Raw genomic sequence first — 15266 nt, forward strand, 5'->3', positions numbered from 1 at the left:
CGGTGCAACGCGCAACGTCCTAGATTATAGTAAAGATCGAATCGCCGCTCAAGCCTCCAACCCTGCATTTAAGCGCTTAAGTGTGGGAATTGCTCGGCTTTCCTACCTGCAGCCCCGGAATACTTTAAAATTTGACTAGTTACATAACAAAAAGAACCCTGCCGTCAGGCAAGGCTCTTGGTCATTCAGAGAATATTATCGTTTATTGAAGATGTCCGTCAGCACCGGCACGATTTGCGATTTGCGGGATACGACGCCCTTCAGCACCGCTTTGTTGTCGGTAAGCTTCACATTATATGCTTGCTCCACTGCATCGGCTGCCTTACCCAGAGCCAAACCAACGGAGTCATTGTTCAGGATGTCGGTCACGACAAACAAGAACAGATCCAGACCTTTGCTGGCGATGATGCCGTTCAGAGCCGCCTCAACTTCGCTTTGGCGGGACAAGACATCGTTCACGTCCACTGCGTTCACCTGAGCGATTTCCACTTTGGCTCCGCCCATTTCGAACTCTTTGGCATCCAGTGAAATAAGCTGTTCGATCGTCTTATCACTGAGGTCAGCTCCGGCTTTCAGCATGTCCAGTCCGTACTCCTCGGCGTTGACGCCAGCGATTTCGGCCAACTCCCGCGCAGCGGCGACGTCCTGCTCGGTGCAGGTCGGCGATTTGAACAACAGGGAATCGGAAATGATAGCCGATAGCATAAGGCCGGCGATGTTAGCAGGCACGGCTACGCCGTTCTCTTTGTACATTTTATTCAAAATCGTTGCGGTGCAGCCCACCGGTTCAGCCCGATAGTACAGCGGTCCGCTCGTTTCAAAGTTGGCAATCCGGTGATGGTCGATGACCTCGGCCACACGCACCTGACCGATATCGGAGACGCTTTGTTGACGCTCGTTATGGTCGACCAGGATTACATCCTTGACTTCACCGGCTACCGTTTCAACCAGACGCGGCGCTTCAAAACCGAAACGCTCCAGCGCAAAAGCCGTTTCCCCATTGACGTTGCCCAGACGCACGGGCTCCACGTTCCAACCCAGCTTGGACTTCAAATCCGCATATGCGATCGCTGAACAAATCGTATCCGTATCGGGATTTTTATGACCGAAAATCAATACTTTTTCCATCTCATTACTCCCCTTTAACATGATTTCATGTCAAAAGTATAGCTTATTAGCGGAGGAGCAATCAAGAGCGCAGCCCCGCGCGACTTCTGCGATTTACATCCCCGGACAAACCGGGTACGATCAACACATGGCTCTTTTGAGAGCTGAACTTTTTCCTTTGGTGCTCAGTCGACCTTCAGTCGGCATTCAGCAAACGCTCAGCATCATCTCGCATAATGGAGACATCAGCGTTGGATTGACAACGAATGGATAGGCGCAAGGGGGATGATTTCAATGAACCAAGTCAAAGGGGCAAAAGTGCTGCTAGTTGACGATGAACCTCATATTGTACAGTTCCTCGAGTTGGGGCTGCAAAACGAAGGTTTTGAGGTGCGTACTGCCGGCGACGGCATGAACGCGGTCGCGATCGCAGCCGAGTTTCAACCGCACGTCATCGTGCTGGACGTGATGATGCCGGGGATGGACGGCTGGGAAGTTTGCCGGCTCCTGCGGAAGAACGGCGAGAACGTGGCTATCATCATGCTGACGGCGAAGGATGAGGTGGAGGATCGAGTCAAGGGGCTGACCCTTGGCGCGGACGATTACGTCGTTAAACCGTTCAGCTTCGAGGAGCTGCTGGCCCGGATCGGTGCGCGTTTGCGTAATCAGTTTCCGGCGCTGTTCGGCGAAGTGGCTATCGGCCCGTTCCGCCTGAACGATCGCCGCAAGGAAATTTCGTATTCGGAGCGAGTGCTGGAATTATCCCCTACCGAATACGAACTGTTGAAATATTTGGTGCTTAACCATGGGATCGTCTTGAGCAAAACGACGATTTTGGATAAAGTCTGGGGTTACGACTTCGGCGGCGAGGAGAATATCGTAGAGGTCTACATTCGCTCTCTCCGCGAAAAATTGAATGATCAGGAGCATCGACTGATCCGAACGCTGCGGGGCGCGGGCTACCGCGTCGATCTGCCATGAAGCCCCTTGCCGGCGGAAGCCGGACAAAGACTGGCGGAAAGCGGTTCGCTTTCGCTGGGAAGCGGTTGATCAGAGGGCTGCGAAGCCGCTTCTCCCCGAGCTCGCTTCGCTTTCAGCTGCTATCCCGATCCCTGCTGTTGCTAGCCGCGCTCCTGATTCTGATCGGTGTATTTCAATACGTGATCATGAAAGACTTCTTATATAAGAACCAAGCCGAAACGATGGTCTCGCAGATGCGCGGCCCGCTCCGGGACGTATTCACGCGGGCAGGGCAACCCGCCGAGCATAGGGGCGCGCCGAAGCCGGAGGCGGATGCCGGCGGGATCGGGACGAGTGGCGATAAAGCCAGTATCGGAGAAGGGGGCGGAGAAGAAAATGACGGGCGTCCTCCGCAATTGTTTATCCCTGACACCTCGCTGGCAATCATCAACAGCGACAGCGGGTTCATCGACTTAAACGCCGAATCCGGCGTAGCTGCACCCCGTCTTACCGATGCCGAATATGCCGCCTTGTTCGAAGGAGACACGCTCGGGCGACCGGGTCCGACGGGTTACCATGTCATCGAGGATGAGGACGGAAAGGAACAGTTGGTTGTCTTTCGTTCTGTCGGTTTGCCGGGTGAACAAGGCGAGAAATCCTGGCTCGTACAAATGGGCACCTATACTGCGCCACTGCGCGAAGTCGTGATGCGCCAACTGCTGACGTTCGTAGGACTCTCTCTTCTGGCGCTAGCCGGCGGACTAGCGCTATATCTGCCGATCTTACGCCGGGCCTTAACGCCGCTGAACCAAATGGTTCACACCGTGGAAGATACGAATGCCGGCAATCTCGGCAACCGATTCACGGCCGCATCCGGCCAATCGGAAATCGATCGACTAGGCGTCTCCTTTAACGGGATGATGGAACGGCTGGAGGAATCGTTCGAAGCCGAGCGCGAAGCCAAGGAACAGATGCGCCGGTTCGTGGCCGACGCTTCCCATGAGCTGCGGACGCCGCTCACTTCAATACACGGCTTCTTGGAGGTGTTGCTGCGAGGAGCAGCAAACCGGCCGGAGCAGCTGCACACTGCGTTGAACAGCATGCTGGGCGAATCGCAGCGAATGAAGAAGCTGGTCGAGGACCTGTTGACGCTTGCCAAGCTTGACCGAACCCCGGTCGTCCAGCGGACACAAGTGCGGCTGGACGAGGTGATCGCGGAGATGGAACCGCATCTACGGATGCTGGCCGGGGAGCGCGAGGTGCGGTTCGAACTCCAGCCGGGGCTGACCGCGATGTGCGATTGCGACAAGATCAAACAGGTGGTTCTGAACCTGTTCCATAACGCGGTGCAGCACACCGACCCACGGCAAGGGACGATCACTGTATGTCTATCAGGCTTGCCGAGCTGGGCCCAGCTGGAGGTGCGGGACAACGGCCCCGGGATCGCTGCCGAGCATCTGTCGCATGTGTTCGAGCGGTTTTACCGCATCGACGCCTCCCGCACGCGCAGTCAAGGCGGGGCCGGACTTGGGCTGTCGATCTCGCAATCGATCGTCGAAGCCCACGGCGGCGCCATCGAAGTCGACAGCGCGCTGGGCCAGGGCACGGCCTTCAAGGTGACGCTGCCGGCAGTCTAGCGGGAGCGGAAGCTATGCGGAAGCTATGCAGGTTAACGGCTAACGGACCGTAATGACGTTATTGGCCTATTTCCCAGACATTTCCCGGTGTAACGGACCCCAATGCCGTTATTCAGCTCCAGTTAGTGGATTGGTAACCCATTGGAGCAGAATAACGTTATCTCAGTCCGTTAGATTTACGAAAACGTGCCGTTGCTGCTAATAACGTCTCTGAAGTCCGTTACAATGGCTACAAAAAAAGGGATGCTGCATTATCGCAGCATCCCTTTGTATATTCCGGGCTCCGAGCCCTCGATGACGACCGCGCCGGTCGCCTTGGCGTAGAAATCCTTCGGGCCCGCTCCGCCGATCGCGGCATAACCGTATCCGTCCATTCGCATCAGATAGAGCGTATAGAGCAGCAGTTGTTTGCCAATGCCCCGGCCTCGCTCTTGCTCATCGACACCGGTCGGTCCGAAGAACCCTTTCATCGTGGTATCGTAGCAGGCGAACCCAAGCAGCTTGCCGTTCTCCGTGGCGATGATGCAGGTAATCGGCGCGCGGGCGAACCCCACTTCGCATTCGCTGACCCAGCGCATATCGAAGTGCTCGCCCACCCATTTCGAGACCACGTGCTTCTCCGGGGCAAGGGCCCGGCGGATGGTGATCCCGGTACGCGCCTCGTACTGCTCCACCGATTCGAACGGGGGCAGATCGTATAATTTTACTAACATATCGGACATGTTTGTTGATCTCCTTTGTTAGAAAGACGTGTTTTGAGGGCTATTATACGTCTTCCCCACTCATCCGACAACCGTTTTCGAAACGATCGCCGCGCATCGCCCCGGACCCAGGCACCTATCTATCTCCCGTCATTCTGACGCTTCGATCACATACTCCTGGTATCTTCCGTAGTCGCTCTGCCGGCACTCCAAAGCCAGCTTCGTCCCTTCGGCTTCATAACTCGTATCCAGCACATTGGCGTGCTCGTTCAGATAAGACACCAGCGATCCTTTATCGAAAGGAATCAGCATCGTACATTTGATGTAGTCTTTGAAAATCCGGCCGCGAATTTCATTCACCAGCTCGGCGATCCCGATGCGAGGTTTGGCCGCGAGATAGATGATGTCTCCTTGTACGTCAGGGATTGCCTGATCCGTCCGATCGGACTTGTTATAGGCATAGATCGCCGGGATATCGGTGATGCCGATTTCTTTTAACGTCTGATGGGTGATTTCGATCATCCTTGCAAATTCCGGGTTGGAATAATCGACGACGTGAATCAGCAGATCGGCTTCGGAGACCTCCTCCAGCGTAGATCGGAACGCCTTGACCAGATGATGCGGCAGCTTGCTCACAAATCCAACCGTATCCGTCAGGAGAAACGCCTTGTTATCCTCCAGCGGGATATTGCGGACGGACGTCTCCAGCGTGGCGAACAGCATATCCTTCTCGAGCACCTGCTTCTCCTGACCGGGACTGTACGTCTCCAGCAGCGCATTCATGATCGTCGATTTGCCGGCGTTGGTATACCCGACAAGCGATACGACGGGCACGTCGTTCTTCTTGCGTTGCTTGCGCTGCGTTTGGCGGTGGGCAACCAGCGTCTCCAGTTCGCGGCTGAGCGCGGTGATTTTCTCCTCGATTCGCCGACGGTCGAGTTCCAGCTTCGTTTCCCCCGCACCGCGGTTCTTTGTGCCGACCCCGCCGCTCTGGCGTCCTAGCGATTCCCGCAGCCCGATCAGCCGCGGCAGCATGTACTTCAGCCGGGCCACCTCGACCTGAAGCTGAGCCTCGCGGGTTTTGGCCCGCTCCGCAAAAATATCCAGGATCAGCAGCGTTCGGTCAATGACCTTGCACTGCAGATCGGACTCCAGGTTGCGGAGCTGCGACGGGGACAACTCGTCGTTGAAGATGACGAGATTCCCTTCGTGCGCTTCCATGAGCGCCCGCACCTCTTCGATTTTGCCCGTCCCGATATAATGCGACGGGGTAACCTTAGGCAGATTTTGCGTAAGCACGCCAACGACTTCAATGTCGCAAGCCTCCGTCAAATTAGCCAACTCTTCCATGGAATAGTCGAAATCCGCCTGATGATTCAAATTTACGCCAACCAAGATGGCTTTTTGCTCCAATGTTTGTTGTTCCGTCATATCTGAGTTCCTCCCTTTAGGAAAAAAATAAACACAGGCACGGCACCTGTGTTTACGCAAACGGTTCCCAAAACAGCCCGAAACCCGCAAACTTGGGATATCGATCCCCGTCCGCGTTCCCGGCCAAATCAGGTATATTCTATTCTAAGGTTCCATGCGGTTCCCTTTATCATAGCACACCTATCCCGTTCACCCTGCACAGGTGCAGAGCCTTTGGCAGTATTCAATTAGCCGCGCAAAGTGGTAAAACGGAATTTAATGTACAACACGGGGAACCCTCCGTTCTTTTCATAGTGATTCCAGTTTATCACAATTCGTATTCGTTCACAATCCAGGGAAGTCCGTCCACCTGGGGTAGCCTGAAACAATATTTCCTTTTTCGCGTATATAAGGAAGAAAAGGAGGCGGAACCTATGGGTGGATTCGATCCCTCTCCGTTTGGCGGAGGCGGTTTCGGGGGCGGGGGCGATATTATGTTTACGATCGTTCCTGTATTTATGGTCATATTCTTTGTTATCTTCATAGTGCTATTGGTTTCCAATGGGGTCCGTTACGCCAAAAACGCCCGCTCCCCGCGGGATACGAGATATGCACGAATCGTCTCTAAACGAATGGACGTGCAACACAGCTCCAGTCACATGAATGATAACCATGCGATGCATAGCTCCTCTTCCCGGACGTACTATTACATCACGTTGGAGTTTGATAACGGCAGCCGCCAGGAATATTTAGACGTGAAGAATTTGTACGGCCTCGTCGCCGAAGGCGATGTCGGTTATGCCGCCGTCCAGGGCGATTGGATTGTGGCGTTCGAGCGCGATACGGCGCAACGTCCAAGTAGCGGCACGTACTAATTGGAAGCAAAAAGAGGTGTCCCAAGTATGATTTTGGGGCACCTCCTTTGCCTTCTAAGATAGCGTTATATAATCATCCTATTTCGCAGAATTACAGCTAAAATCGAGCTATAAGAACATTTCATCACGCTATTTACTCCGAAACACCACTTTTCCGTGCTCCACCTATGAAATAAGGTGAATGATTCACTCTATTTCACGTGGTTGATGCTCAATTAGGCCCAATAAGGTTAAGGCTTAACGCTATTTCAACCTTTCCCTTAAGTTTCAGTCTGAATACCGGCCCGCTTGCGTTTGCGATATCCTGACGGGGTCTCCCCGTAAACCTGGCAGAACATTCGAGCGAAATGGTCTGGACTGTCGATGCCGACATCCCCGGCAATCTCCGCCACTTGTCGCGTGGTAAAGGCCAGCAGCTGAGCTGCTTTTTCCAGGCGGATCTTGTTGACGGTGCCGATGATCGTATCCCCTACCTGCTCTTTGAACAGATGCGACAGCCGGGAAGGCGACATGCAGCTGCGCTTGGCCAGGTCCGGAATGCTTACTCGCTCGCGATAAGACTCCCGCAAATATCCGACGACATCGGCAATTCTTGGATCAATAGCGGCTTCGTTGCTGTCCTTGGCAACCTCCGCGCGGAGTAACAACAACGCTTCCTCTAACGCCAGCTCCGCCAATCGGTGATGGAGCTCGGAGTTTCCGCCCGAGCTGCTGTACCGAACCATCCGCTGAAGGGCTTCGGCGAAGCCGTTACGCCCAGGACTGCCGTCAACCTGTAAACGGACGATGCCCTCCGTTTGTTGCGGAAGGTTCAACCATGGGCGAAAGGAGGGGTCCGGGATAAAATGAACCCAAATAAACTCCCACCTCGCTCCCGCCGTGCTGTAGTGATGAGGCAAACCGGGCAGCAGGATGACCGCGTCTCCTGGACAGCATGGCGCAACTACTTCCCCGGCGACATGAACTTGACCCTCTCCGGTTAGCGTATACATCAACAACCAACCAACAGGATCGGGTGGGCGGTGAATCGAATAATCCGCGGTTTCCGCATAATGCCCGGAAATCAGGATTCCATAGGGGCGCTCCTCGTTAATAGCATAATTCGTCGGTTTTTTAGCCATATCCTCTCTTCCTTCATCCGGCGATAAACATCTAAAATGAATATAACCGATGTGGACGCCCACTTCCAGATACAACATGATCCATCGGATCTTATATCCTTCAGGAGGCAGTTTTCCCAATGAAAAACGCAAACACGGTCTTAAAACTCGATATCGGACAAGCCAACAAAACGATCCGTCCCGGCAAGCTTGCCCTGCAGGCGGGAAGCAACCCCAAAGGAGAATCGTTTGGATTTACGAACTTCTATGTGACCCGCAACGGAGAGCCTTTTATTCCCGTCGTCGGGGAGTTTCATTTTTCCCGTTTCTCTTATTTGCATTGGGAGGAAGAGTTGCTGAAAATGAAAGCCGGCGGCGTTCATCTCGTCGCAACCTACGTTTTCTGGAATTACCACGAGGAAGAAGAAGGCGTGTTCGATTGGAGCGGTAACCGCAATTTGCGGCATTTCATTGACCTCTGCGCCAAACATGAGCTGCCGCTGATTTTACGGATCGGACCGTTCTGCCACGGCGAAGTCCGTAATGGCGGCATCCCTGATTGGGTATTCCGCTATCCGTTGGAGGTTCGTTCCAATGATGAACGATATTTAACGCTTTCCAGACGTTTGTACCGCGAAATTTCACGGCAAGTTCAAGGCACCTATTATCAGGAAGGCGGCCCGGTGATCGCCGTGCAGTTGGAGAACGAGTATATGCACGCCGGCGCGCCGTTAGACGCTTGGGGATACAGCGGCGACAAATACGTCACCGCAGGAACCGGAGGCAACGAGCATTTGGCGGAATTACGCCGGATTGCGGTGGATGTGGGAATCCGTCCGTTATTCTTCACTGCAACCGCTTGGGGCGGGGCAGCGGTCCCAGAGGAGGGCACGTTACCGATGCTCGCCGGGTACGCCTATACGCCGTGGATCCCAAACCAACCGCCGAGCCGGGAGTATCTGTTCCAGGATCTGCATGTTACACCCGCCGAGCCAGTGAATTACGACAGCATGGAGTACCCGGTGGCCTATTGCGAAATGGCAGGCGGTATGCAGGTCAGCTACAAGGCCCGGCCTTACGTGCCGGCTGACAGCGTCGAAGCGATGACACTGGTGAAGCTGGCAAGCGGCAGCAATTTGCTGGGGTATTACATGTACCATGGCGGCTCTAATCCCGTGGGTCAAAAGACGTTCCTGAACGAATCCGGTTTACCGAAAATCACCTACGATTATCAATCGCCTTTAGGTGAGTTCGGTCGGGTTGGCGAATCGTATGATCGTATCCGTGCGATCTCGCTGTTTCTGCAATCCTTCGGACGATGGTTAGCTCCGATGGGCACCCTGCTGCCCGATGGTCAAGAGCCAATCACCCCTGAGGATACCGAGCGCGTTCGTTGGTGCGTTCGGCAAAAGGACGGTTCTGGATTTGTGTTCCTGAACAATTTCCAGGATCATGTCGAGCTGCCAGATCGCCGGCTGCGAATTGAATTGGATACGCCTCAGGGGAAGGCGTTGTTCCCTCATACCGGCGAGCTCACACTTCGGAGCGGACTTGGCGTCATCCTGCCGTTCAACCTGAAGCTGGATGGATTGTTCATTGCGAGCGCAACCGCGCAGCTGCTGACCCGGCTTGAAGCAGGGAACGAAACGGTGCTGGTGTTCTATGCCCATGACGGGATGGAACCCGAGATTGTGCTTCGCAAAACCTCAGTATCTTCAGTCGAAGCCGGCAACGGCAGCGGCGTTGTAAGTGAAGATGACGCCCATTGGATGGTTCGCCCAACGCCCGGTCAACAGCACCAAATCCTCGTTAAGACGGCAGAGGGCAGAGCGGTACGACTAGTGACCTTAACCCGAGAAGAAGCGTTGCAAACTTATCGGTTCGACGGGCTGTGGGGCCAAGATACGCTCGTCCTCAGCACGAGCCATCTAGCGATGAAGGATGGGCAGCTCATTTGCACCTCCCCAGGACATAACAACGTGACCTTATCCCTTTTTCCCGCTCCTGACCCATCAGCCGGATTATGGAGCAGCACGGGGGAGTTGCAGGAAATAGAGAGTGAAGAAGGGCTGTTCCGGTCGTACACCTTGAAGTTCCCGGCTTATCGGCCTGAGATGAAGCTCACCTCCCTGTCGGACCGATCAGTGCTGCTGGAGATTCCCGCCGAATGGCCGGACGACGTTGCTGACGTATGGCTGAAGGTGGATTACGACGGCGACGTGGCGGCCGCCTACCTCGGTGACCGGATGCTGACGGATCATATCCATTACGGACAACCTTGGGAGATTGGACTGAAGCAGGCCTGTCACGAGTTGGAGAACCATCCGCTGCAGCTTTCGGTTACGCCGCTGCGCCAAGGCACAGTGCACAGCTTCGTGAATCAAGCCTATGTGGAACGGTTCGAAGGGATCGAAATTGCTAAAATCCACGATATCCAGATCATTCCCCATTATTCCGCACGTCTCTGGCCGCGGGTCGAGTAGTGTGAAACACAACAAGCGCGGGTGCAGGAAAAATCTCTCTTGCACCCGCGCATTTCGTGTGTCCTCAGTTCACCGGCAATCCCCGCTCGCGTGCAAAATTACCCCAATGCGGCTTCCGTCCGTCGATGTCGCTGAACCCGTATTCGTCGGACAGGTCCCAACTGGTCAGCGCTCGACCGGCTTTGTCGCGCACGTTCGGATCTCCGGCTAGAGCAGCCACCGCTTGCCCAACGAAATAAGGCGTTTCGGATTCGGCGTATAGCGGTTCTTTCTCAATGGCGTCCCGCCAGTTGGCTTCCTGGACGCCAAAGTAATCCAGCATCTGCTCTGAGCGCAGAAATCCGGGGGTCACCGCCAATGCGGTCACGTTATGCGGCTTCAATTCCTCGGCCATGGCAGCGGCTAGGTGGATGGGTGAGATTTTTGCCAAACTGTAGTACACGTTGCCACGATAATTGTAGGTTGAGCCGTCGGTGATTTCGATGACCAGCCCTTCCTTCCGCTTGATCATCATCGGCACCCCGTAGTAGCTCGTAATGAGATGGGTTCGGACGGCCCGCTCCTGCATCAACAACCCGTCGGCCAGCGGCTGCTCCCAGAACGGCGTGTTCCAATGGGTGAGGCTTTCGCCGCCCCAAATATCGTTGACCAGAAGATCTAAGCGTCCGTCCTGCTCCTTCTCCACTCGCTCGAACAAAGCCTTAACCTGCTCCGGCGACGTATGGTCCGTGCGTACGGCAATCCCGACGCCGCCACGTGCGGTCACCATCTCCGCCGTTTCGTCGATGGTCTCCGTCCGACCGATGTCTGATGCCGCTCCCCGCACGCTCCGTCCAGTGCAATAAACGGTCGCTCCGGCCGCTCCCAACATAACCGCAATCCCTCGGCCTGCTCCTCGCGTTGCCCCGGCAACAACGGCCACTTTTCCTTCTAATGGTTTCTTGTCCATGGTCACATTCGCTCCCTTTCCAGCTTGAAATTCGCACGTGCCTTTGTAGGATAACAAAGTATATATGACATCTATTGTCCTATATCTGTGATATAATCATTCCAAATTCCATGTTACAGCCAAAGGAGGAAGTTTCATGCGCGCGGATCGCTTGCTAAATCTACTGCTGTTACTCCAGAACCGTGGAAAGATGAGCTCGCGCCAGCTAGCGGAGCGCCTGGAGGTATCGGAGCGGACAATCGCCCGGGACATCGAGGCCTTGAGCGCGGCGGGCATCCCCGTCTACGCAGAGCGCGGCTCCCGCGGCGGCTGGGTGCTGGCGGAAAGTTACCGAACGAACCTGACCGGCATGCGGCCGGAGGAAATCATCTCTCTGCTGTTGACGAACCATAACGAACTGTTGAAGGATCTCGGGATTCAGGGGGATTTTCAGGCCGCTTACCAAAAGCTGCTGGCCGCCGCCCCCGCACCGATTCGACAGGATGCCGAGCTCATCCGCGAACGCATCCATATCGATGGGGCCGGTTGGCACGCCTCGAAGGAGGCTTTCCCCTGGTTGTCCGCCGTGCAGGAGGCGGTATGGACCCAACGGAAGCTGCAGATTCGCTACCGCAAAGAGGAGGACGTCGTCCAGCGTATCGTGCTCCCCTTGGGGCTCATCGCCAAGCGAAACGTATGGTACTTGGCAGCCGAACAGGACCCGGACGGCGAGCTTCGGACATTCCGCATCTCCCGGCTGGAGGAAGCCCGCATCCTCGAGGAAACGTTCATTCGCCCGGACGGATTTGATCTCGCAGCGTACTGGGAGCAATCGACCACTCGCTTCAAATCGGAGCTGCCCCGATATCTCGCCCGGGTACGGACGACCGAGTCCGGGCTGAACCGACTGCGCAGAGAACGATTTATCAAGGTGAACCATACAGAAGGGCCAAACGATCAAGGTTGGTTGCAGACGGAAGTCGATTTCCAGACGCTGAACTGGGCTTGCGGCGTGGTCCTGGCAGGCGGCCCGGACATCGAGGTGCTGGACCCGCCGGAACTGCGAGAGCGAGTGAGGGCCGAGGCACAGGCGATTGTCGCCTTGTATGAAAGGTACGCTGACGGTTGACATGAGGGGCGTTAGGTCAACGCTCGCTGTCCGGAAGCTTTACATGATTATCCGTAATGGTGTAAAGCGGCCATCCAGAGCCCCCAGCATATCAACCTACTAAAATAAAACAGCCGCCAGGATGAAAACTCTAAAACTCCTGGTCGGCTATTTCATTTCAAACGTTTACGGCTGTAGGAATGCGCGCGGCGAAACGTATACAAATCGCTCGCCCCGGGCCATGACATGACATTTCTGCTCGGGAAACTGCTCATACATATAATCTACGAAGTGCCCCGGTTTCTCCGCATTCACCGCAAACAGGTCGTAATGAAGCGGGATGACCGTGTCCACCCCGATTTCCCGGGCGAAATGAGCCGCCTCCCGGTAATCCATGTTGCCGACGATCCCGCGCTGCCGTCGGAAGTAGTCCCGCCCGTTGATCGGCAGCAGGGCGATGTCCGGCTTCAGGGCGCCGACACGCTCGATCAATTCAGGATAAACCAGCGTATCCCCAGCATGATAGAGCGTCACGCCGTTTAACTCCAGGACGTACCCGACATACCGAGGGCCGCCGTCCGTATCCCGTTCCAATTGCTCGTGCGCCGCTGCAATCGGCGTCAATCGCAGCTTGGAAAACAGCTCCATCGGCTGTCGGTCGTCCGCGGTCATGAGCCCGGGGGCGGAAATGCCCATCTCCAGCAATGCCGGCTTACAGCAAGCCGGAGCTACGATCGGCGCTTTCGGACTGCTCCGATGCAGCCAAGGCAACGTCTTGGCATCCATATGATCATCATGTTCATGTGTAATCAAGCAAAGATCAACGCCTTGAATCTCTTCCGGCGTTATCGGTGCGGGAAATGTGCGCCGCCAATCGCCGTCATCCAGATCGCCCGAGAAATAGGGATCTACATAAATGGTGATCCCGTCCCCTTTTACGATCACACTCTCCTGACCGAGATACCAAATGGCCAACGCTCCGTGAGGGGGTTCCGTTCGCGCAACCTCGCGGATGAATGCGGCTCCTTTTCGCTTCTGTTCCATCATTTCGTTAAGGTACTCCTTGATCTTTAGGATCCCGCTACAATCGAACGAATGGTTTCGAGCGGCAGCTTTGGCTTGCGGTCGTAGGTCAGCAGGCCGTTGATTTCCTGCTCTACGTCCGTAAACTGGGTGTAGCAAAAGCCTTGAACCACCGGAGATTGCAGCATCGGTAAGATAACATTCTGCAGCCGCAGCGCAAAATCCTCCTCATTTGCCGCTCCCGAGTACCCCCAACCTTCCCATTCATTTACCTTAAAGGAAATCCCGCCGAACTCCGTGACCAGAATCGGCTGCCCCTCGTAAGGAAATCCGGGGACCAGGATCATCCGGTTACCGGGCTGCGCGGCCAAAGCCGTCTCGACGTCAGCATACCGCTCGGCAAGTACCTCCTTGCGCCATTCATAATCGTGGATCGTCACAAGATCAGTGGAGACCAGTTCCCATCCGTCATTGGAAATGACCGGCCGGGTCGGATCCAGCGATTTGGTCAGGTGGTACAGCGATAATGCGTGGTTTTGCTGCTGCTTATCGATCAGGATGTTAGTCACGCCCCAGCTCTCATTAAGGGGAACCCAGGCCACGATGCAGGGATGGTTGAAATCCCGCTCGACGGCCTGCATCCACTCGCGCGTTACCCGGGCAACATAGGGTTCTGTAAATCGGTAGGCATTGGCCATCTCCCCCCATACCAGCAGCCCCAGCTTGTCGGCCCAGTATAGATAACGGGGATCTTCGATTTTTTGGTGCTTTCGGACCCCGTTGAGCCCCATTTCCTTCACCAGCTCCACATCCTTACGTAAATCATCGTCGCTTGGCGCGGTAAGCAGGCCGTCCGGAAAATATCCTTGATCCAGCACCAGCTTCATATAATAAGAACGATTATTTAAGTGCAGTTTGCCCGCTTCCACGGAAATTTTGCGCATTCCGAAGTAACTTTGAACCGTATCCACCGCCGTTCCGTCAACCAGCAGTGTGAGTTCCAAATCGTATAAATTCGGCCGTTCCGGCGTCCACCAACGCCCGAGGCCATGGTCATTAAAATCGTCCAAGTGAATATCCCGTCGTCCCGACTCGTGACTCAAGGAGAAGCAATCCTCGGCAACGAATTCCCCGTTAAAAGTGATGACGGCTTTCATACTCAGCTTGACCAGCGCGCTGTAACCCGACAAGAATACCTCGAGACCGATGTCGTTCTTGTCGATATCGGGGATCAGCCGAATCCGCTCAATTCGCGTCTCCGGAACCGGCTCGAGCCACACGCTTTGCCAGATCCCGGTTGTCCGCGTATAGAAGATGCTCGCCGACTGGTCCTCCCAGTATTGCTTGCCTCGCGGAAGAGAAACATCGCGGCTATAGTCCGTCGCCTTCACGACAAGGATATTCTCCCCTTCGGTGAGCACATCGGTGATGTCGGCCGTAAACGGCGTATGTCCGCCTTCATGCAGCGCCACCAACTGGCCGTTCACCCAAACTTTGGCCTCGTAATCAACGGCTCCAAAATGCAGCAACAGGCGCCCGGCCTTGTAAGCCTCCGGGACGGCAAACGTTCTCCGGTACCAAACCTGGTCATGTACGGCTGGATCGCCGATGCCGCTAAGCTTGCTCTGATAACAGAACGGAACGTTGATTTTTCGGCTATAATCATGCCCCTCGTACCAGGCTTCCCGCTCACCGATTCCTTGATCGTCAAAATCAAACTCCCATTCTCCGTTTAAGCTCATCCATGTGTCGCGGACAAACTGAGGACGGGGGTATTCATTGCGCAAATTTGGATTCATTATTTTCCCACTCCCTCTAACTATATTTATTAATTTTTGTTTTAATACATATTTCTTGTATTATTTAAGCTAAATATATCCCCGAAACTCACTCTTGTCAACGCTTACAACGCATTTTATCAGTAAAATTAGGCA

12 protein-coding genes are annotated in these 15266 nt (G+C 54.9%); 5 read left to right on the forward strand and 7 right to left on the reverse strand.

Going from position 1 to position 15266, the window contains the following annotated elements:
* Positions 1-195 precede the first annotated feature (195 nt).
* Entirely contained in the window at positions 196-1128 is a 933-nt protein-coding gene (locus MKZ15_RS19720; protein ID WP_339817521.1) for a manganese-dependent inorganic pyrophosphatase, read from the reverse strand.
* A 273-nt stretch (positions 1129-1401) separates the two neighbouring features.
* On the opposite strand from MKZ15_RS19720, the gene MKZ15_RS19725 reads away from it, so the two are divergent.
* Positions 1402-2088, forward strand: coding sequence for a response regulator transcription factor (locus tag MKZ15_RS19725; RefSeq protein ID WP_155607823.1), 687 nt, complete (start codon positions 1402-1404; stop codon positions 2086-2088).
* Positions 2085-3704, forward strand: coding sequence for an ATP-binding protein (locus MKZ15_RS19730; protein ID WP_339817523.1), 1620 nt, complete (start codon positions 2085-2087; stop codon positions 3702-3704). The genes MKZ15_RS19725 and MKZ15_RS19730 overlap by 4 nt, the downstream gene beginning before the upstream one ends.
* Positions 3705-3955: 251 nt before the next feature.
* On the opposite strand, the gene MKZ15_RS19735 is transcribed toward MKZ15_RS19730, so the two are convergent.
* Both MKZ15_RS19735 and hflX read right to left on the reverse strand, forming a co-directional pair.
* On the reverse strand, positions 3956-4426 hold the full coding sequence (locus MKZ15_RS19735) for a GNAT family N-acetyltransferase (protein ID WP_155607821.1): 471 nt from the start codon (positions 4424-4426) through the stop codon (positions 3956-3958).
* 129 nt (positions 4427-4555) lie between these two features.
* The gene (hflX, locus tag MKZ15_RS19740) at positions 4556-5836 is read right to left on the reverse strand and encodes a GTPase HflX (protein ID WP_155607820.1); all 1281 of its coding nucleotides are present in this window, start codon (positions 5834-5836) and stop codon (positions 4556-4558) included.
* A 413-nt stretch (positions 5837-6249) separates the two neighbouring features.
* Between hflX and MKZ15_RS19745 the strand changes: the two genes are divergently transcribed.
* Complete coding sequence (locus tag MKZ15_RS19745; RefSeq protein ID WP_239483911.1) at positions 6250-6690, forward strand: DUF2500 domain-containing protein; 441 nt, start codon at positions 6250-6252, stop codon at positions 6688-6690.
* Between the two features lie 260 nt (positions 6691-6950).
* Here MKZ15_RS19745 and MKZ15_RS19750 read toward each other — a convergent pair whose 3' ends face one another.
* Positions 6951-7811, reverse strand: a complete 861-nt coding sequence (locus tag MKZ15_RS19750) for a helix-turn-helix domain-containing protein (RefSeq protein WP_339817528.1) — start codon at positions 7809-7811, stop codon at positions 6951-6953.
* A 119-nt stretch (positions 7812-7930) separates the two neighbouring features.
* On the opposite strand from MKZ15_RS19750, the gene MKZ15_RS19755 reads away from it, so the two are divergent.
* Positions 7931-10273, forward strand: a complete 2343-nt coding sequence (locus tag MKZ15_RS19755; RefSeq protein ID WP_339817529.1) for a beta-galactosidase — start codon at positions 7931-7933, stop codon at positions 10271-10273.
* Positions 10274-10337: 64 nt separating this feature from the next.
* Here the strand turns inward: MKZ15_RS19755 and MKZ15_RS19760 are convergent, their stop codons facing one another.
* Complete coding sequence (locus MKZ15_RS19760) at positions 10338-11222, reverse strand: SDR family oxidoreductase (RefSeq protein WP_155607816.1); 885 nt, start codon at positions 11220-11222, stop codon at positions 10338-10340.
* A 136-nt stretch (positions 11223-11358) separates the two neighbouring features.
* Between MKZ15_RS19760 and MKZ15_RS19765 the strand changes: the two genes are divergently transcribed.
* A complete protein-coding gene (locus MKZ15_RS19765; RefSeq protein ID WP_339817531.1) occupies positions 11359-12330 on the forward strand; it encodes a YafY family protein in 972 nt (323 codons plus the stop codon).
* 165 nt (positions 12331-12495) lie between these two features.
* Here MKZ15_RS19765 and MKZ15_RS19770 read toward each other — a convergent pair whose 3' ends face one another.
* Both MKZ15_RS19770 and MKZ15_RS19775 read right to left on the reverse strand, forming a co-directional pair.
* Positions 12496-13356, reverse strand: coding sequence for an MBL fold metallo-hydrolase (locus MKZ15_RS19770; RefSeq protein ID WP_339817533.1), 861 nt, complete (start codon positions 13354-13356; stop codon positions 12496-12498).
* A 23-nt stretch (positions 13357-13379) separates the two neighbouring features.
* The gene (locus tag MKZ15_RS19775) at positions 13380-15131 is read right to left on the reverse strand and encodes a sugar-binding domain-containing protein (protein ID WP_339817535.1); all 1752 of its coding nucleotides are present in this window, start codon (positions 15129-15131) and stop codon (positions 13380-13382) included.
* Between the last annotated feature and the right edge of the window lie 135 nt (positions 15132-15266).

This window comes from Paenibacillus sp. FSL R7-0216, from assembly GCF_037969915.1.
GTDB classification, from domain to species: domain Bacteria; phylum Bacillota; class Bacilli; order Paenibacillales; family Paenibacillaceae; genus Fontibacillus; species Fontibacillus rhizolycopersici.

Excerpts from the sequence above, each read along its gene's own strand:
- hflX (WP_155607820.1), bottom strand. The coding sequence starts at position 5,836 with ATGACGGAACAACAAACATTGGAGCAAAAAGCCATCTTGGTTGGCGTA.
- MKZ15_RS19760 (WP_155607816.1), bottom strand. The coding sequence starts at position 11,222 with ATGGACAAGAAACCATTAGAAGGAAAAGTGGCCGTTGTTGCCGGGGCA.
- MKZ15_RS19750 (WP_339817528.1), bottom strand. The coding sequence starts at position 7,811 with ATGGCTAAAAAACCGACGAATTATGCTATTAACGAGGAGCGCCCCTAT.
- MKZ15_RS19725 (WP_155607823.1), top strand. The coding sequence starts at position 1,402 with ATGAACCAAGTCAAAGGGGCAAAAGTGCTGCTAGTTGACGATGAACCT.
- MKZ15_RS19735 (WP_155607821.1), bottom strand. The coding sequence starts at position 4,426 with ATGTCCGATATGTTAGTAAAATTATACGATCTGCCCCCGTTCGAATCG.
- MKZ15_RS19770 (WP_339817533.1), bottom strand. The coding sequence starts at position 13,356 with ATGATGGAACAGAAGCGAAAAGGAGCCGCATTCATCCGCGAGGTTGCG.
- MKZ15_RS19775 (WP_339817535.1), bottom strand. The coding sequence starts at position 15,131 with ATGAATCCAAATTTGCGCAATGAATACCCCCGTCCTCAGTTTGTCCGC.
- MKZ15_RS19755 (WP_339817529.1), top strand. The coding sequence starts at position 7,931 with ATGAAAAACGCAAACACGGTCTTAAAACTCGATATCGGACAAGCCAAC.
- MKZ15_RS19720 (WP_339817521.1), bottom strand. The coding sequence starts at position 1,128 with ATGGAAAAAGTATTGATTTTCGGTCATAAAAATCCCGATACGGATACG.
- MKZ15_RS19765 (WP_339817531.1), top strand. The coding sequence starts at position 11,359 with ATGCGCGCGGATCGCTTGCTAAATCTACTGCTGTTACTCCAGAACCGT.
- MKZ15_RS19745 (WP_239483911.1), top strand. The coding sequence starts at position 6,250 with ATGGGTGGATTCGATCCCTCTCCGTTTGGCGGAGGCGGTTTCGGGGGC.
- MKZ15_RS19730 (WP_339817523.1), top strand. The coding sequence starts at position 2,085 with ATGAAGCCCCTTGCCGGCGGAAGCCGGACAAAGACTGGCGGAAAGCGG.